Raw genomic sequence first — 19,521 nt, 5'->3', positions numbered from 1 at the left:
TACCCTTCAGGTCCGTACAAAACAGAACCCGGAACAGCACACAGCAGAAAAAACTATGTCAGAAGAGAAGAAAGCAAACCGCCTCATTCACGAAAGCAGCCCCTACCTGTTGCAGCACGCCTATAACCCCGTAGACTGGTACCCCTGGGGCGAAGAAGCCCTGCAAAAAGCTAAAGAATTAGACAAGCCGATTATTGTGAGTATCGGGTATGCTGCCTGCCACTGGTGCCATGTAATGGAGCATCAGTCGTTTGAGCAGGAGAACATTGCGGCTGCTATGAACGAGCACTTTATCTGTATAAAAGTAGACCGCGAAGAGCGCCCTGATGTAGATGCCATTTACATGGATGCCCTTCATGCCATGGGGGTACAAGGTGGCTGGCCCCTGAACGTATTTCTGAATCCGGAGGCAAAGCCGTTTTACGGCGGCACTTACTTTCCGGCGCAGCAATGGCTGGGTTTGTTGCAAAATGTAGCCGATGCCTACAAAAAAAGCAGGCAGGAGCTCGACAAGTCGGCAGAGCAGTTTGCCAGCCACCTGAACGCAAGTGAACTTGCAAAATACGGACTTCAGGAAAGCAACTTTCATGTGCGCGAAGAAGATTTCAGGCTGATGGGCTATAACCTGAGCACCCGTTTCGACAAAAAGCTGGGTGGCCTGGGCCAGGCGCCTAAATTCCCGATGCCAAGTACGTACCTGTTCCTGCTGCGTTACTACAGCCACACCCACGACCAAACCGCCCTGAACCAGCTCAACCTGACCCTCCGCGAAATGGCTTATGGCGGCATCTACGACCAGATGGGCGGAGGCTTTTCGCGCTACTCGGTAGATGCCGAATGGCTGGTGCCACACTTCGAGAAAATGCTTTACGACAACGGGCAGCTGGTGAGCCTCTATGCCCAGGCCTACCAGGTTACAAAAGAGCCGCTGTACAAGGGGGTGGTAATGGAGACCATCGCTTTTGTGGAACGCGAGCTAATGAGCCCCGAAGGTGGTTTTTACTCTTCGTTAGACGCCGACAGCGAGGGCGAAGAAGGCAAGTTTTATACGTTTACCAAAGCAGAGCTGCAGGAGTTGCTGGAAGAGGAAGAACCCTTGTTCTCGAAGTATTACCATGTAACGGCTGCCGGAAATTTTGAGCATGGCCGTAACATCCTGAACCGCCGCATCAGCGACGAGAAGTTTGTACAGGAAAACCAACTGGCCATGGAGGTACTGCAGGAGATGAAAGCCGGCTGGAAAGAAAAACTGATGGAAGCACGGGCGCAGCGCATCCGCCCCGGCCTCGACGACAAAATCCTCCTCTCCTGGAACGCCCTGATGCTGAAAGGACTGGCCGATGCTTTTTATGTTTTTGGTGAGAAGCAGCTATTAACGCTCACCCTTCAAAACGCTGAGTTCCTGGTGAAGCAGATGCTGGTAAACGGAAAGCTCTACCACAACTACAAAGCCGGCAAACCAACCATCGATGGCTTTCTGGAAGATTATGCGCTGCTGATTCAGGCCCTGATCAGGGTGTATGAGATAACCTTTGAGGAGAAATGGCTGCAACAGGCCAAAACCCTGGCAGATTACACCCTGACCCACTTCTACGATGAGCAGGAAAAGCTGTTCTTCTTTACCGACAATAGCTCCGAAAAACTGATAGCCCGCAAAAAAGAAATTACCGATAATGTAGTGCCTGCCTCTAACTCGGTTATGGCTACCAACCTGCACTTTCTGGGCCTTTACTTCGATGAGGAGCATTACCAGCAGCTCTCGAACGACATGCTCAGTAAGGTGAAAGACCTGGTCATAAAAGAGCCATCGCACATGAGCAACTGGGCCAGCCTTTATTTCTATAAATTAAAGCCAACTGCCGAAGTAGCCATAGTAGGCGAAAAAGCCGCCGCCAAACGCGCCGAACTCAGCCTGTTTTTCTTGCCGAACATGCTGCTGCTGGGTACACAAAACCAAAGCCAGTTGGCCCTGCTCCATGACAAAGTTCCAGTTAACGGTGATACCACTATTTACGTCTGCTACAACAAAACCTGCCAGCTGCCGGTGTACACAGTAGCCGAGGCATTAGAGCAATTAAAAAACCACCAAAAAGATCAAAAGAAGTTTCCTGACCTCTAAACCCTTGACATCAAAATAGCCTTTTAGGCTTTGGAAGGCTGTTTTGATTGGAATAATTGGCTGCTGGCTGTTGATTGCTAAATGGCTGAAATGTTAAATGGTTGAATACTTTCGCGTGAGTTATTTCAGTATTTAACATCTTCCCACTAAATCCTGGCTACTCTAAAAAGGATTTATTTCAGAGTAGCCAGGACAGCTAAAATCAGTTCATCTCAAGTGCCAATAAATCCTGCTGCAGACCACAAAAGCCCTTGACCGATTTTCGCGTAAAAAGCTTTGGAAGGCCAATTTCATTTGAATAATTGCCTCTGCAACATACCTTGGCCTGTTAGAGAAACGGCTTAGCCTGCAGCGCACATTCCTCCTGTAGCAATTCACATTTTTTTCCGACCTTTGCTAGTAGTATTAATCTTTTGCAGCACCCTTGTCAGAACTACTGAACTTTAATTTTCCGCCGGAGCCAGCCGTAGACCGTGTTACGCTGTTTGCAGATGTAATACTGCCGCTGCCGCTGCCCAAGCTCTACACCTACCGCATCCCCTTCGAGATGAATGACGAGGTGCTGGTGGGAGTGCGGGTTATTGTTCAGTTTGGTGCCAAAAAAGTGCTTAGTTGCATTGTGGCCGATATTCATGAAAATGCTCCCGCTGATTACCAGGCCAAGTACGTGCTCGATGTGCTCGACGACAAACCCATTGTAACAGCACCACAATTAAAGCTGTTTAAATGGATCGCCGACTACTACATGTGTACGCTCGGTGAAGTTATAAATGCAGCATTACCATCGGCCCTCAAACTCAGCAGCGAATCGAGGCTGCAGCTGCACCCGAGCTATGAACCCGAAGAAGACGACATTCCGCTGGCAACACAGGAGGTTAAGATAATTTACGCCCTACAGCAAAACCAAGCCCTCACGTTTACCGAAGTAGGCAACCTGCTGCAGCTCAAAAATTACCACAAGTACATTAAGTCGCTTATCCAGAAAGAAGCTATTATTATTTTTGAGCAGGTAAGCGACAAATACTCTCCCAAGGTGGTGAAGAAGGTGCGGCTTTCGGAGCATTTCGTGCAGGAGGAGGCTATGCTGGAGGAGCTTTTTGCACAGCTAACTCCCAAGCCTAAACAACTCGACATACTGCTGAACTACCTGCAGAAGGTGCCCGTGCACCAAGACAAAAACCTGAACATCAGGGGCCTGGAGAAAAACGTACTGACCGGTAACCCGCATCTCTCGCAGTCGGCCATTACGAGCCTGATACGGAAGGGCGTGCTGGAGCAATTCGACCAGATTGTGTCGCGGTTCCCGACAGACTTTGGTGCCATGCAAATGCCCATGGCTTTATCGGAGCACCAGGCGGAGGCGCGCGAGGAGATTCTGGGTCTCTTCAAGCAGAAAGACACGGTGCTGCTGCATGGCGTAACCGGCAGCGGCAAAACTGAAGTATACATCGACCTAATAAAACATGCCCTCGAAGGTGGCGGCCAGGTGCTGTACCTGCTCCCCGAAATTGCCCTGACGGCTCAGATCGTAACCCGCCTGATGAAAGTATTTGGCGACCAACTGGGTGTGTACCATTCAAAATTCTCAGATAACGAGCGAGCGGAAGTGTGGCAAGGCATTCTGTCGGGAAAGTTCCAGGTGGTGGTAGGCGTACGCTCGTCTATTTTCCTGCCCTTCCATAACCTCTCGCTGGTTATAATAGATGAGGAGCACGAGCCATCGTATAAGCAATACGACCCGGCCCCGCGCTACAATGCCCGCGAAACGGCCCTGATGATGGCACACCTGCAAGGTGCTAAAACGCTCCTGGGCTCTGCTACGCCTTCTGTAGAAACCTACCATAACTGCAAGACCGGCCGCTGGGGTCTGGTTAGCATGACCAAACGCTTCGGTGCGGCCCAAATGCCGGATATTGAGCTGGTGAACACGCGCGACGAACAGAAGCGAAAAAAAATGCACAGCCATTTCTCGGCAAAACTGATAAACGAAATTGAAGCCCGGCTGCACCGGCAGGAGCAAGTCATCCTGTTTCAGAACCGCCGTGGCTATGCGCCCTTTATTGCCTGCGACGAGTGCTCCTGGATTCCGAAGTGCAAGCATTGCGCCGTTAGCCTATCGTACCACAAATACAACCAGGAACTACGCTGCCACTACTGCGGCTACCACGAGCGCATGCCCTCCGACTGCCCCGCCTGCGGTGCCACCACCCTCAAAAGCATGGGTTTCGGCACTGAAAAAGTAGAGGACGAACTGAAACTGATGCTGCCCAATGCCGAGGTGCAGCGCATGGACCTGGACACGACCAAGAAGAAGAACAGTTACCAGCAGATTATCGCTGACTTTGAGAGCGGCCGCACCAACATATTAGTCGGTACGCAAATGGTAACCAAAGGCCTCGATTTCGAAAACGTGAGCTTAGTAGGTATCCTGAATGCCGATACCATTATTAACTTCCCTGACTTCCGGGCGCATGAGCGGGCGTACCAGCTGTTTGTGCAGGTAAGCGGCAGGGCGGGCCGCAAAGGCAAGCACGGCACCGTTATTATTCAGACGCGTGACCCACTGCAGTCCATCTTCAGGAAGGTGCGCAACAACGATTACTTAGCCTTATACGAGCATGAGATTGAGGAGCGGATGCGCTTTAATTTCCCACCTTTTGTGCGTATGATCAAAATTACAGTAAAGCACGAAGACGAGCGCACCGCTGAGAACTCAGCCATTGTGCTGGCAAAGGAGCTAACCGATCAACTCAGCAAAGAACAGGTGCTGGGGCCGGAGGTGCCGTACATCTTTAAAATCCGGAATCTGTTTCTGCAGGAGATCCACATCAAGCTGCCCCGCCAGAGCGGCCAGCTCAGCAGCTCCAAACGCATGATTGCCGATACCATTCACCAGCTCAAGCTCCTCCCCGATTTTAAAGGGCTGCGCGTGGTGGTAGATGTAGACCCGGCGTGAGATGACCTTACAGCGTCTCAATGACCGGAAAAGCAGCAGCAGGAGCAGAAAGACGGGAAAGGCTGTTTCTATTAAAATGATTTGGAAACTAGTTACATTGCTGCTTTTAAGGTTGCTACGATAGTGCGAGCTTGTAAAACATGGAGGCACGAGTTACAAACTCGCGCCAGCAGGGGTGGCGTAGCTGGCTTATGGGTGTGGTTGTAGCTTGTTTTATTTCTCGCTTCTCCACTTTTTATAACCTACCACATCCGTTCTTATTTTTCTCATCCATTCCTTACCATATGTCTTTTGCAGATGGTCGAGAATCACGAAGTTATATTCTTCCGTTAGTCTATAATCTGGCCCTGTGCAGCCATCTTCATAGTAGTAGACACTATATTTGTTTTCAAAGGCGCTGTCTGTATTATATACTACAGGGGCTATTTCGCTTCGCAGCAACAGAAAAGGCATGTTCTTCTTAATATCCTTTTTTGCAAGTTCTCGGGCTTCATCAACTGTGGTAACAAACACTAATTTAATAGCGCCACTATTATTGATGTCTGCGTCAGTCAACTTTATTGTTTGCCCAAATCCGACAGAGGAGAATAAGGTTAGTAGACTTGTTAGGATAAGAAATTTCATAAATTTAATACGCTATAACTAGCAACTAAACGTAATAACCCCTTAAACATACGTTTATCTGCACTATTTGCGTAAGTGGTTTTACCTTTTGCTGCATAGTTTTCTCTAAAAGTAAACACTAGTGCAGTTGTCTTTAAATTACTAAATTTACATTACATCGTCCAGGATAACTCTATAAACCAGAGAATAAACTTTGCTCTGCGGTAGTTGGCAAGGTAGCTCCCCAAGCTGTATACCTTTCTGTAAATCAAAGTTTAAAATATTTACCGCTGCTTATAATTGAACCATCCACAGATAGCCATCAATTTAGTTAGCTACCAAAGCAATAGGTATTGCTAACTAAATTGTGTCCGCTACCGAACACAGAAGTGTGCACCTCCGGACGATTTATTTTCCTCCAGATACAAAATTACTTTGTAAAGCATTAATTAATAGCCATTTACAAACTTGGCATAGCAAATGCTATAAGGAAATCAGGATTAAGTAGAAATTATTTCTGAACATAAAGCAACCCTTTACTGGTTTTCTACATCTATAAAGCACACGTAAATTGAAGAACCTAAAATTAACCAAACTATGAAAATGCTTTTCTTACTACTGGTCCTGTTTCTGCTAATGCTTGGCGTACTTGAAAACTTTGCTGACACAAAAAAAGCGGTTCTGAAAGGTAGCGAGATAGCATTCACATCGCTTCGCATTATTTAGCTAGTATTCTTTTAGCTGATGCAACCTCTAATAGCATTACTGCATCTATAGTATTGAATTTCAGAATTATACAAACCAATTACAAATACCGCTTACCCATTACAACGCCACCTCTACACACACCAGAAAGACGAGTTAAAGCAACTCTTCCGACAAAATAAAACTTGAAAATTAACCGCTCCAAAAAATAAAACTATGAAAAAAATTACCATGGTAGCTGCTCTGTTGGCTACGTCTTTATCTGTTTCTACTTCCGCTGCAAATGGCCAGGATGTTCCTGCTACCAAAAACGAAGCACAAAAATTCTCTCAGTTGCTCGACACCAACTTTATGCGCCTACTCGAAGTAGACCTGAAGCCAGGTGAATTTGCGACCGTGCACGGCAACCCGGAGCAATTAGCCTATGCTGCCACTGCCGGCACCTTACTTGTTACCACTCCGGATGGCAACACACAACTAATAAAGGTTAAAGCAGGCGACCAGCTTTGGTCAGGCATAAACTCCTACAAAACAGTAAACGTGGGTAAGGTTGAATTTAAAGCAGTGGTTTACGAAGACAAGGCTAAAACAGGCATCTTACAACCTCATTCTCAGAAACTTATTGCTTTTTTAGCGGAGTAAACAGAAACCTTCTTTTCGGTCAAACGTATAATTAAATACCTTTGGCTAAAAGTTGAGAACCTGAACTTAGTTGGACTTTAGCAGTCCTTTTAAGTTCAGGTTTTGCTTTTAGGGCATTTTACGCACATGTCTTCCGTTTAGGTATCGGCTGCGAGATTAGGTTTAAAGCGCTAAATAGAAGGTACTAGACCCGTTTTTAAGAAAAAACTTATGAGTTATTCACTCAATCTCTCATTCAAAATTTCTACCTCTACGAATGCAACACTCCCCAAAACAACCATCAAATAATTTAACCATTAAGCCATGTAGCAGCAAGCAGATCGCAGTCAATTATTTAAATGAAAATACCCTCCAAAAGCATTTTAGGCTATTTTTAGTCAAGGGTGGTGGCTATGGCTTTTTTGTTTTGTTGAGCACGATCAGGTACATAATGCCGAAGCCCAGAAAGGCAATCATGAAAAATACATCGATCCAGGTATAATCGCCTTGTGCAATGGCATAGGCTTTTAGGCCGGCAAATACAAAACAGGCCACGGCCAGGGCTATTCTAAAAAGTTTTTGGTTTCTCATGTGGGTTCTTCGGTAGCTACTGTGCAGGCAGCTTCATAGGTTAACTTTAACTTACATCCTGATGCTCAAACACCTAAATTAGTGGCAGCTGCAGGTACTTTTCCCGGATTATACGCAGGTGGTGTATTTCGTGGCCCAGAATCGCGTAGCCAATGGCTCTTACCGAGATCTCGTTGTTACTCGCCAGACCGGTCTGGTTAAGAGCTTCTTCATCGAAACTTTTAAACAGCTCAATTGTTGACTGCCGCACTGCCGCATACTCATTTAAAATAGACGTAATGGTTCTGGCTGCGGCTTTAGATGGTTCCACATAAATATCCTGGTCGAAACCGGGAAGCGGGGTTTTATCGTGACGGGCGAAGCGGAGGGCGCGGTAGGCAAAAATACGCTCGGTATCTGCCACATGCACCAGCACTTCTTTTATGCTCCATTTACCAGGCTGGTAACGCAAATTTAGCTGCGCCTCTTTTAGCTCCAGCATCGAGTTTATAATAAACTGCTGACTAGCGGCCAGCCCTGCCAATATATCTTCGGCTTTGGCTGCTTCTACGTAAGCTTTTACTGCGTCTGGGTATTCGGCTGGGGCCGGAAAGGTAATCTGAGGTGCCATAGCGTTCTGTTTCTGGAGCCGCAGCCCGTTTTAATTTTGAATGAATAAATGAGTGAGTGTGTGAATACTACATGACTATTTTAACGCTGCAGGTTTTCCTACTTTCAGTCTCTTTCGACTTCACACAAACCACTTATTTATTACGTTTCACTAAGGTAACAATTGGTAGTTTACCTGCCAAGTAAATTGTTGCCAACCCTGCCCTACCCTTGAGCATCAGGAAGCTAAAAAGCCCTCGGAAGGGCTTTTTCATTTAAATAATTTACCTGCACCAATTGGCAAAAGGCACTATTATTTCTTCAACTCAAATCAGGAAAAAGGGATGGAAAGTGAGTTCATTCCCGATCATTTCTAATTTTTAATTTTTAATTGTGCGTAGTATTACTGCCCTACCAGAAATACGGCATTACTGAAAAGTAACTTGCCACTTTGCCAGAATCCTCTGAAAAGCGGGTTGCCGGCCATGTATACTATCTGGCCGCGGCCCATAGGTTGAGTACCCATAATCAGCGAATCCTGAAGCTTTGTTCTCGCTTTAGTGCCGACAAAGCCGGTGGCATAGTTTCCTTTTTTCAACACGCCTACATTCCAGCCATCTTTCAGGTACTCAAAGGTATCGGAAGAGCGAACCAGGGCGTAATAGGTGTCGCCGTAACCAAAGGCCAGCGGGTGCGTTTTGTCGAGGTTTACCCTGAAGATACTGCCTTGCACTTCTTCGGCCAGCGATTCGCGTTCGCGGTTGCCGTACACGCGCAGGTTCTGGTATGGGTTCTGGGTTTCGTTTTTAGATTTAGCCGCTGCTGTTGTATCTTCTGCTCCTTTCTTTTTCAGGTTGAAGTCTTTTTTATCGGCCAGAAAAGCGGCTGCTCCTTCTAAAGCAATTAGTTTACCACCTGAACGCACCCAGTTTTTAACCTGCTCAAGTACCGGATCGGTGAAGACGCGACTGTAGTTACCGCCCGGCAATATAAGCACGTCGAACTCGTGCAGGGGCACCTGCTGGAAATAAGAAGTTCCGAGCACAGTTACCGGGTACCCGATCTGCTGCTCAAAAAAGTGCCAGGCCTCCCCAAACGCATACGCCGACACACCCTCTCCCGACATCATGGCCACTCGCGGAGCCTTCAGGTAACGCACGTTCGAAGAGCCGAAGTCGGAGCCGCTGCTTACAAAACCGGTGGTGGTGGCGCTGAGGCTGACCTGGTGCTTTTTAGCAAGCGCCTGCACCGTGGCATCGAAATCGCCTGCCACAGCCTGGTTGCCGGTGCGCGTTATAATAAGCGTGCCAGCGCCGTATTGCTGTTTATCGGTTTCAAACTCTTTTTCGGCCACCCGCACCTTTACCTTGGCCTGCATCAGCTCGGCCAGAAACTTTACATCGCTCAGGCTATTCCAGCGGGCCAGGTAAGCGTAAGGTTTTTCTATGGTTACAGGAGCAGCCTCAGCCGGAGTTACGTTGCCATGGGCTGGCTCCAGGCGGTTACGCAAAGCATAAGCCTGCACCCCAAAGGCATACGGCAAAGCCCAGGAGGTAATATCGTAGGTAAGGCTATCCTCCAGTTTGGAGGCTGGCTCAAAAAGTACCTTAATGAGTGTAGACTTTGGCTGGTACATGCTTATAACGATGTCCTGCTGCCCCACCTGTACGCTTTCTTCTTTGCCTGTTGCGTAATTAAAGCCTCTGCCTTTGCTGCTTTTGCCAGCGTACCCATACCAGATCTGCTGCCGGTCGAGGTAGTTGGTTAGTTCACGTAAGTTGCCGGCACTGCCGCTTTCTGCCTTAAACACAAAAGCTTTGTAGTCGCCTGCCGGATTTTTGAGGTTGTTTTCGTAGTATTTCCGGAACTCCTGCTTTAGCTGGTCGGCTCTTTCGGAGCCTGCCTGAATGGTGGCCAGGCTGGCAGCGTGGTGGTGGGCAATGCGATCGGTGAGGGTAAGGGTGTCGCCATCCTGCTTTTTGTAAGCCAGACCGGCACGTCCGGAGCCGCCTTGCTCGTAGGTCATGCCAATGGCCCCGTTGTAAGTGGGCCAGGTGTCGCCGTAGCTGGGGTACAGCAGATCAAAATTCTCGCGGGTAAAGTAGAGCCAGTTGTTTTTATCGAAATAAGCCCGGTTATAGTCGCCGATGGTGTTCTGGAACTCCCGCTGAAAAGGCGTAATGCTCTCGTGAAACGGTTTGGCAGCAGGAGAAAAATAATAAGGCGACTCTGCTCCCATCTCATGAAAATCGGCGTGCACCTGTGGCAGCCACACATTGTAAAGCGCCAGCCGCTGCTTCGACTCTACCTGGGTTTGCCAGGCCCAGTCGCGGTTCAGGTCGAAATAGTAATGGTTGGGTCTGCCGCCTGGCCAGGGCTCGTAGTGCTCCCAGGCATGTGGCGAAGGGTTTCCGCCCTGGTTCTGCGTCTGCTTATACCACTGCACATAACGCTCGCGGCCATCGGGGTTCACGCAGGGGTCTATGAGCAGCACCGTGTTTTGCAGCCACTCCTTTATCTGGGCGTTGTCGGGGTTTACAAGGTCGTAGAGCACCTGCAGCACCGCCTCGCTCGACACAGACTCGTTGCCGTGCACATTGTAGCTGAGCCACACAATAGAGGGTTGGTTGCCCTGCACCTGCCCTGGCAGCACACCTGCCTGGCGCAGGTTGTTTTCCCGTATCTGCTCGAGCCGCTGCAGGTTCTCGTCGTTTGCCACATAAGCCAGCAGCAGCGGGCGACCTTCGTAGGTTTTGCCGTACTCCTGCACCTTCAGCCGGTTTGGTGCCTGGGCAGCCAGGTAGTTCACATAGTCTACCACCTGAGCATGAAAAGAGAACTGCTCTCCTAGCTTATAACCTAAAAATTCGGCGGGAGTTTTTATCTTTTGCTGGGCCACTGCCACCTGCACGGCAAGCAGCAACACAATAAAAGCGAGAAGTCGCTTCAGGGTATTCGTCATTGTTATGTTAGATGTGTTTTAGTCAGGTATACTGTTGGTTCTACAATCTGCGGAAAATTGCTGACCCTGCCAATTTTTAAAGAGGTATGTTAGCAGATTTAAGTAAAATGCTCCTGATATAGCCTGTTTAGCTGAGGAACCGAAAACAAAAGTGAAGCTTGCGCAACATGTATCAGTACCTTTTCTGAGCCTGCCTGGCATTGCCATCGTACTGCTTTTTAGTATTTTTATCTGAAGCCAGAGCATACGCTGTTGAACTAAAAACCAGGAACAGATGTGCTTTTAAAGACATGACTCTATTTTTCAAAAAATTACTGATGTTCCTGGCCAAAGTAGCGGCAGGCGTGTTGCTGTTGGTGACGCTGTTTTTTGTGCTGGGTTTTCTGCTCAGCAGCTTCCCTGTAAACCGCAGCTTTGCCCAAACACCAGAAAGCACCATCCGGATTTTTGTTACGTCGAATGGGGTGCACACCGACCTGGTGCTGCCTGTGGTAACGCCTCTCCGCGATTGGCGACAGAAGCTGCCGCTGCAAGACTTTGCTACAACCGATAGCACTTTTACGCACATCGGCTTTGGTTGGGGCGACCGCCGCTTCTACATGGAAACACCTGAATGGAGCGACCTGAAGCTGAATGTGGCCCTAACTTCTGCCCTCTGGCCCACCCGCACCGCTATGCATGTAGAGTACATCCGCAGCAGCCTCGCCACAAACGACCGCCAACGCCCAGTGCTGCTCACGCTGGCGCAGTACCAGCAACTCATAGAGTTTATCGATAGTTCGTTTCAGCAGCAAAATGGAGAGTATGTGTTAATAGAAGGTAGCGGCTACAGTGGCCACGATAACTTTTACGAAGCGCATGGTAAATTCTATGCTACTAAAAACTGCAACAGCTGGGTAAACAAAGGCTTAAAAGCAGCCGATGTAAAAACGGCATGGTGGGCACCATTCCCGTATGCTATTATGCGGCACCTGCGGTAACGGCAGCTCTGGCCGGTAAAGTGGAAGAATAAATAAGCGACCTTGAGATAAAGCAGAAGCCAGCAAATAAGTAGCTACTTGCCGGCTTCTGCCTGTTAAATTAAATTAAACAGTTGCTTCTGCTGTTGCATTTTGGCCTATCTCAATTTTTGCGCCCAACACTTGTAGAAATTCTCTTATAAATTTGGCATGGCCAGGCCAGGCAGGCGAAGTAACCAGGTTACCATCTACCACAGCATCTGTAGCAGGCACGTCCATGTACGTACCACCGGCTAGTTCTACTTCAGGGCCTACTGCGGGGTATGCAGTTAATTTCCGGCCGGTTACCACACGAGCTGCTGTTAAAATTTGTATGCCGTGGCATATAGCGGCAACCGGTTTGTTGTGTTCCATAAAGTAGCGGGTTATCTCCAGCACCTTCTGGTTCAGGCGCAGGTACTCTGGTGCCCTGCCACCTGCTATCACCAGGCCATCGTAATCGCTAACATTAACATCAGAAAAAGTGTAGTTAAGCTGAAAATTATGGCCCGGCTTTTCAGTATAGGTCTGGTCGCCTTCAAAATCGTGGATGGCTGTTTTTACGGTATCGCCTTTCTTTTTATCCGGGCAAACTGTATGTACCTCGTATCCTACCATCTCCAGCATCTGGAAAGGAACCATGGTTTCATAATCTTCGGTAAAATCGCCGGTGAGGAAGAGAATTTTTCTTGTGTTTTCCATTGTTTTATAGCTTGTTAGGTGAATGGCAGTTCTTACGTTTTACAGCTTTAACCTCAGATTGAAGCTCCAGCGATTCTCTTGCTGTACTTAAAAAAAGGCTTCTGTTAATAACAGTGCAGCTTTGGTCAGAAAAAGAGGCTACTCTATGCTGCACCCATTGCTGCAGAGTAAACCAGATTACCTGATCTAGTCTTTTTTGATGTTTTTAATGTGTTGTGTATATAACGGCCAGGTATTACCTAAAATTGCCAGCCCCCTGTTTATCAGGCCATTTAACTCTGCTTTTGCAGCTTCCGCAAATGTTTTTGTTTCTAAAATCAGGTTTAAGCAAGTAGTTAATGCTCTACTGACACAGCACATTTTCCTCCCCTTTCGGCTACACTTCCATATCCGATGATTTTTGCCTTTTGAAATGCGGCCAGAGTTGCTAACTTCACTTTATATGAAGTATTGGCAAAACTATAGGCATAGGTATTCTTGTTTTGCATTCAGTTACTTTACCTTTGTGCTAACACAATTAATTACTTAAACCAAATTGCCATTATGAGCGCCAGAAGCTTTGACCTGCTGCTAGAATCTGCCTACTCGCCAGAAGTACCCGAACTGTTTGAAGAAGGCGCACCTGCTGTTTATAAAAAATTTGAGCAAACGTTTAAAGCCACACGGCTGCAGCATAAAGGCACTTCAGCAGAAGAGCTCAACTTTCGGTTTGAACTGGTGCGGCTGGGGGTAGCTATTGCTTTTATAAAAGCTTTTTCTCGGTTAGCCGATAACGAGGGAGCAACCGAAGTACTGGCGCTGCTGCAGGAGGCTGTTAAGGCTAAAAGCACAAGAGAAATCGACAAGATCATCCAGAAAAAAATTGCCGCTTTCGATACCCTGTACCAGGAGATTTTTGTGCACGAGCAGCGCGAGCAGATTCTGGGTTTGTTTGAGCGCACCCTCGATGCAGCCTCTAAAGACGAACTGGACAACCTGATGCTGGAAGGGCTCGACCTGCTGCAGACCATTGACTTCGACCACAACAACCCCGACGAAGACGAGGACGACCCCATTGACGATGAGTTTATAAAAAGTATAAAATAAACACCACCCTCGGCCTAAGCTCCCCTTATGGAATTAACCTTAACCACCCCCGGGTTACTTTTTCCGGCCCTCTCGCTGCTGCTGCTGGCTTACACCAACCGGTTTATGGCAACAGCCAGCCTGATCAGGGGGCTGAAACCGCGCTATGCCTCCACCCACAGCCACCTCGTGCTGGCCCAGATCCAGAACCTGCGAACCCGCCTCGTTCTAATCCGGAACATGCAGGCAGTGGGCATTGGCAGTCTGTTTGGCTGTGTGCTGTGCATGTTTCTGTTGTTTGCCGGCTACAACACGGCAGGTAAGTATGTTTTCGGGCTGAGCCTGCTCATGCTGCTGGCCTCGCTCGGCCTGGCCCTCCGCGAAATACAGATTTCGGTACATGCCCTTGAGCTAGAGCTAAACGATATGGAGGAGGAGACAGAGGCAACCTAAGTAACTTGCAGCAGCTGCTCTTTTACAGGAAACTCAGGCCCGATTGCAATTATTTAAATTAAAAAGCCCTTCCAAAGCATTTTCATCCTTTTTAGGTAAAGGGTTGCTGGTGCTGCTCTTACTGCACCAAAAGCAACTTACCATAACAACAGCTATCTAGTCCTATCAGGCTGCAGCACCGGCAGTTACTTAGGATTATTACCTGCTCATAGGTTTATTGGTAAAAGCTGTACTGGCTCCGCTACTGTACACATCTTCTACAAAATACCAATATTTACAGAAAAGAAACAGGGAATAGTATATAACACACCAAATATTATCATATATTCACAAAAAATTAGCAATACCATCAGCCGCTCTCTTATGAGAAAAATTTTACTGGTTTTTTTCACCATCTTTCTCAGCATTACATTACCCGCTTCCGCTACTCACCTGGTAGGTGGCGACTTTAATTTGCAGCATGTAAATGGCCATAATTACAAGCTTTCTTTAAACCTTTATTTCGATGCCATAAATGGAGATTTAGGTGCAAAAGATCAGAACCTGAGTGTCACTATTTTCGAAAAGGGTACCAACAAACCGGTGCAGAACCTGCTCATGCCGTTACGTTCGGAAACGCCCATGAACTACTCCAATACATTTTGTAGTAACGTTAGCATTAAAACAACGCTCATGTACTACGAGCTGCCGCTCTACCTCGATCCTGCTGTTTACCACCACCCGGAGGGGTATTATGCCGTGTGGGAAAGGTGCTGCCGCAACAACATCATCAGCAACATTATTAATTCTGCCGGTGCCGGTCAAACATTTTATGTGGAGTTTCCTGCAGTTGTGCGAAACAATGCAACTTTCATAAACTCCTCGCCTAACCTGCCTCCACCACCAAGTGTGTATGCCTGCACCAATGAGCTATTTACGTACAACTTCGGAGGAAAGGACCCCGATGGCGATGAGCTGGTGTACGACCTGGTAACTCCTATCAACGGCTTCAGTTCTGAAATCAACATTGCACCTGCTGCCTCACCTGGGCCTTATCCGGATATTCAGTGGCTACCTGGTTACAGCAAGGAAAAGCAGATTCTGGGCGATCCGGCTTTAACCATCGACTCAAAAACTGGAATGCTCAGCGTAAAGCCTTTAAATAAAGGGCTATTTGTGTTTTCGGTGCGTTGCCAGGAGTTCAGAAACGGTGAAAAAATAGGCGAAACCCGCATCGAGTTTCAGTTACTTGTAAGAGACTGCCTGAGCAACGAAGAACCCGCTGTTATGGCAAAATACGAGCCGGGTTATGGTTTGCCTAGCCGCGAATATAAACCAGGCGACATTTTGCGCATTAACCCCACCGATGCACGCTGCCTCTCTGTTTTTATTACGGATAGAGACAAAAACGAACCGGTAGCCATTAAAGCCATTCCTGTAAACTTCGATAACGACTATTTCTATTTCTCCGGCCCCACGAGCGGCAAAGTGAATACCGGCCCCGAAGCAGATACGCTGAAAACCACCCTCTGCCTCCTTAACTGCTTCGACTCAAACGGGAAAATTTACATGATCGACTTAATTGCCAGCGACGATGGCGACGGAGAATGCAGCATGCCCGGCCAGGACACTCTGCGCATCAGCTTTATAGTAGAACCCTTAGAAGACACACCGCCTACCATTACCCTAACGACCCCAACACGTGTTTTTGAAGTATCGGAGAAGGACCAGATACGGTTCGAGATAATCGGAACGGATGCGGAGAATGATCTTGTAGAAATTACGGCTGTAGGCAAAGACTTTTCTATGGCTTCTCACGCCATTTCGTATCAGCCGGTTGCTTCGGCCACAGGGCAGGCCACGGCAACTTTTGCCTGGCAAATAGATTGTGCCGCTCTCCTAAACCCTTCTTACCAGATCGAGTTTGCTGTTACCACGAACAACTGTGGTATTATAAAGACAGCCACCGAAACCATTGAGGTAAAACCTGCCAGAATCGCCATCGCAAACAACCTGGTAACTGCAGCACAAACCCTTTGCTCCGGCAACTTAACCGCAACTCTTACCGGCAGCTTACCAACTGGCGGAATCGGTAATTACCAGTATGTGTGGGAAAGCAGTACACTAGGCGCGCAAAGTGGCTATACCATAGCTCCCGGCACCAACCATTTGCAAGATTATCCGCCGGTGCTGCTAACTCAAACTACCTGGCTCAGGCGAAAAGTTTTATCTGGCGACTGTTTTGAGCATTACAGTGAGCCTGTACTTATTACCATAACCCCTCTTATAGCCAACAATACCATAACCGGAGCCGGAGAGGCATGTATTGGCACACCACATGGTTTCCTAACAGGAGCTGCCCTTACAGGTGGCAACGGACCTTACACCTATTTGTGGGAGGCCAGTACCACAGGCCCTTCCGGCAGTTTCGCGCCTGCCAGCGGAGCCAATACCACAGCAACTTATCAACCCCAAAACCTGACACAAACCACCTGGTTCAGGCGAGTGGTAAATGCCGGCACCTGCCTGCCTTCTGTAAGTGCTCCCCATGAGGTGGTGCTGTACAAGGCTCTGGAAGGTAACCTTATTTCCGGTTCACAGAGCCTCTGTGCCGGTGAGCAACCTGCCGCGCTGGTAAGTTCTACGCCCAGAGGTGGCAGCGGCAAGTACCATTACCTGTGGGAGGCGAGTACAACCTCTGCCACTTCGGGTTTTGCACCTGCTCCCGGCATAAACAACCAGGCGGCTTATACACCTCCTCCCCTCTCTGCTACCACTTGGTTCAGGCGTAAAGTGTTTTCGGCACCCTGCCAGGAGTTAGTAAGCAAAGCCATGCAAATCCTGATTTACCCCATTCCGGAAGCACCCGCCGTACAAGCTGCCACCGTATGCCCGGGCGAGGCCGCCAGGCTGGTAGCCAGCACTACGATTGCCGATGCGCGGCTGGAGTGGTTTGATCAGGCAAGCGGCGGAACTGCCATAAACAGAGGAAACGAGATGCAAACCCGTGCCCTTTTTGCCGATCAGGATTTTTATGTGCAAACGGTGAGTGCTTTTGGCTGCATAAGCCCGCGAACAAAGGTAACAGCCTCTGTTTATAAGCCCTCGGCCTACGCTGGCGAAGATGTATCGGTTATAGCAGGCAAGAGCACGCACCTGCAAGCTGCTGGTGGCGGTAGCTACAGTTGGTGGCCGCAAGAGGGCTTGTCAGATAGTTTTGTGGCAAACCCGGTAGCCAAACCGCATCAAACCACCGCTTACACGGTAACGGTAGTTACGCCGGAGGGCTGCACCTTTACAGATGAGGTTACTGTTACAGTGCTACCGGGCCTGCGCATTCCGAATGCCATTACACCGAACGGCGATGGCATAAACGAAGGCTGGGAAATCGAGAACATCGGGCTTTACCCCAATTGCCACGTGCAGATTTTTACCCGCTGGGGAGCCAAGATTTTTGAATCGAAAGGATACACGAAGCTCTGGGATGGCACGTACCAGGGCAAAACCTTGCCGGCTGCCGCCTATTATTATATAATTGAGCTTAAAGATTACAACGAATTATTCTCAGGCAATGTGAGTATCATAAAGTAACCCTTGGCACACTTTCACCTAAAACAGCTTCGGAAGGGCATTTTCATTTAAATAATTGGTGTTACGGATTTACCTTTATTACCTTTTGAAGTTAATTATGTTGGGTAGTAGTGTGTCTGGCGAGCTTGTAACTTCGTGTGGCTACAACGTGTAAGAACTATCTTTATCAAGCTATAAGCTATCCTTTTCTGCCAGTATAACTTTAAAGCACGACTGCTTCTCTTCAAGCATAAGTGTAGGCAACATCAATTATTCAAATAAAAATGGCCTCCCAAAGAAATTTGGGCAAATTACCTCCAAGGGTATAGCTGCTGATTTTAGTTGCCGGTAACTGGTTCATGCTAATCTTAACTGTGGCTGCTTTCCTTATCTTTTAATTACTATTTTTTATTCAAATACTACTTACTATCTCCATAGGCCTTTCTTTTTTAAAAGAGCAGGTAATACAGCCTGAACGCTTCAGTGATTTCAACTGAATCCCTTCAAATTCATACCTGCTTCCAGGTATTTTAATCACTTATTCAATATTATTTTGAATATTATGGATTTAAATTTTACCTTCATTCTGCCATAATCCATTATAAACCAGCAACATTATCAGGCTAGCGCTTTCTCTGTACTGTTAAAGAGGAAGCTGTACCCTCATTTCTATTACAAACTATTATCCGACATTATGATGCATCTTTTACATAGAGGACTTTTCGTGCTATGCCTTCTCTGCGGCAGCCTATTTAGTGCAAGCGGCCAGAACTGTAAACCAGCTATAACGGCCTCTGGCCCTACCAAACTTTGTGCAGGAGATAAAGTAACGCTTACTTCAAGCCTGAAGGGCACCAGATATACCTGGGCCAGAAACGGCACCACCATCACCAACGCCACCTCCGACAAACATGAGGTGAACCAGGCCGGAAGGTACACCGTGCGTGTAGATGGCGCAAGCGGCTGCAGCACCACAGGCACCTTATCTGACGAATTCGTTATAACGGCAAGTGCCGTACTGGCAGATTTTTCTGTTCTGAAGAACGAAGTTTGCTCCGGCGACCGTGTTAGCTTCACCAGCACATCTTCCGGAGATGGCCTCACCTACAGCTGGGACTTTGGAGGAACCGGCACCAGCACCAGCAAAGACCCAAGCCATACGTTTAACCTGCCCAACGGCACCACCAGCCGCGACTACAAAGTTAAACTTACTGTAACCAACAGCGATGGCTGCCAAAGCTCCCAGGAAAAAACAATTAAAGTAGCCGAGGTAGTAGCCGACTTTACTGTTCCTGGCGGCGACCTCTGCGCAGGCTCCGGTATAAAGTTTACCGATGCCTCGACCGGCGATGGCAAAAAATACGAGTGGAACTTTGGTGATAACACAACAAGCACAGCGGCCTCACCTACACATGTATTTAAAGGCTTTACCGGTGCCACCAAAACGTTTAACGTTACCTTAAAAGTAACCAACAGCGCTGGCTGCGTCAGCACCAAAACCCGCCAGCTAACGGTAAAAGAAGGCCCCGATGCCGACCTGATGGATATTGACGCTGGGTTTAACACACCTTTTGTGCGTTGCACCACCAACCCAAACGACATAAACTAC

Annotated in this window: 13 protein-coding genes; 8 read left to right on the top strand and 5 right to left on the bottom strand. The window is 48.0% G+C overall.

All coding sequences use genetic code 11. The annotated features are described in order from the left end of the window. The first annotated feature begins 55 nt into the window (after positions 1-55). Positions 56-2,119 (top strand): thioredoxin domain-containing protein, encoded by a 2,064-nt coding sequence (locus FVR03_RS04415; protein ID WP_147920558.1) that lies wholly within the window; start codon positions 56-58, stop codon positions 2,117-2,119. A 424-nt stretch (positions 2,120-2,543) separates the two neighbouring features. Next, positions 2,544-5,075, top strand: a complete 2,532-nt coding sequence (gene priA / locus FVR03_RS04410) for a replication restart helicase PriA (RefSeq protein WP_147920557.1) — start codon at positions 2,544-2,546, stop codon at positions 5,073-5,075. A gap of 213 nt (positions 5,076-5,288) precedes the next feature. Here the strand turns inward: priA and FVR03_RS04405 are convergent, their stop codons facing one another. After that, positions 5,289-5,630, bottom strand: a complete 342-nt coding sequence (locus FVR03_RS04405; RefSeq protein ID WP_147920556.1) for an FEKKY domain-containing protein — start codon at positions 5,628-5,630, stop codon at positions 5,289-5,291. 969 nt (positions 5,631-6,599) lie between these two features. Here FVR03_RS04405 and FVR03_RS04400 point away from each other — a divergent pair. Further along, positions 6,600-7,025 carry a hypothetical protein gene (locus tag FVR03_RS04400; protein WP_147920555.1) on the top strand — a complete coding sequence of 142 codons (426 nt, stop codon included), beginning with the start codon at positions 6,600-6,602 and terminating at the stop codon, positions 7,023-7,025. A gap of 390 nt (positions 7,026-7,415) precedes the next feature. Here the strand turns inward: FVR03_RS04400 and FVR03_RS04395 are convergent, their stop codons facing one another. The 3 genes from FVR03_RS04395 to FVR03_RS04385 form a co-directional block, all read right to left on the bottom strand. Continuing rightward, the gene (locus FVR03_RS04395) at positions 7,416-7,595 is read right to left on the bottom strand and encodes a hypothetical protein (RefSeq protein ID WP_147920554.1); all 180 of its coding nucleotides are present in this window, start codon (positions 7,593-7,595) and stop codon (positions 7,416-7,418) included. 73 nt (positions 7,596-7,668) lie between these two features. Continuing rightward, entirely contained in the window at positions 7,669-8,205 is a 537-nt protein-coding gene (locus FVR03_RS04390; protein WP_147920553.1) for a DinB family protein, read from the bottom strand. Positions 8,206-8,586: 381 nt separating this feature from the next. After that, a complete protein-coding gene (locus FVR03_RS04385) occupies positions 8,587-11,145 on the bottom strand; it encodes a M14 metallopeptidase family protein (RefSeq protein WP_147920552.1) in 2,559 nt (852 codons plus the stop codon). A gap of 290 nt (positions 11,146-11,435) precedes the next feature. On the opposite strand from FVR03_RS04385, the gene FVR03_RS04380 reads away from it, so the two are divergent. Then, positions 11,436-12,125 (top strand): TIGR02117 family protein, encoded by a 690-nt coding sequence (locus FVR03_RS04380; RefSeq protein ID WP_147920551.1) that lies wholly within the window; start codon positions 11,436-11,438, stop codon positions 12,123-12,125. Between the two features lie 105 nt (positions 12,126-12,230). Here FVR03_RS04380 and FVR03_RS04375 read toward each other — a convergent pair whose 3' ends face one another. After that, positions 12,231-12,845 (bottom strand): DJ-1/PfpI family protein, encoded by a 615-nt coding sequence (locus FVR03_RS04375; RefSeq protein WP_147920550.1) that lies wholly within the window; start codon positions 12,843-12,845, stop codon positions 12,231-12,233. A gap of 543 nt (positions 12,846-13,388) precedes the next feature. On the opposite strand from FVR03_RS04375, the gene FVR03_RS04370 reads away from it, so the two are divergent. From FVR03_RS04370 to FVR03_RS04355, 4 genes are all read left to right on the top strand, one after another. Continuing rightward, positions 13,389-13,931, top strand: a complete 543-nt coding sequence (locus FVR03_RS04370; RefSeq protein WP_147920549.1) for a hypothetical protein — start codon at positions 13,389-13,391, stop codon at positions 13,929-13,931. 27 nt (positions 13,932-13,958) lie between these two features. Beyond that, positions 13,959-14,363: a DUF2721 domain-containing protein gene (locus FVR03_RS04365; protein WP_147920548.1), complete on the top strand. Its 405-nt coding sequence runs from the start codon at positions 13,959-13,961 to the stop codon at positions 14,361-14,363. A 363-nt stretch (positions 14,364-14,726) separates the two neighbouring features. Beyond that, positions 14,727-17,933, top strand: a complete 3,207-nt coding sequence (locus FVR03_RS04360) for a T9SS type B sorting domain-containing protein (protein ID WP_147920547.1) — start codon at positions 14,727-14,729, stop codon at positions 17,931-17,933. Positions 17,934-18,606: 673 nt separating this feature from the next. Next, positions 18,607-19,521: PKD domain-containing protein (locus tag FVR03_RS04355; protein ID WP_147920546.1), on the top strand; the 915-nt coding region annotated here is incomplete at its 3' end.

This window comes from Pontibacter qinzhouensis (assembly GCF_008017455.1).
In the GTDB taxonomy this organism is placed as follows: Bacteria; Bacteroidota; Bacteroidia; order Cytophagales; family Hymenobacteraceae; genus Pontibacter; species Pontibacter qinzhouensis.
This window is presented reverse-complemented; position numbering and strand designations above follow the sequence as displayed.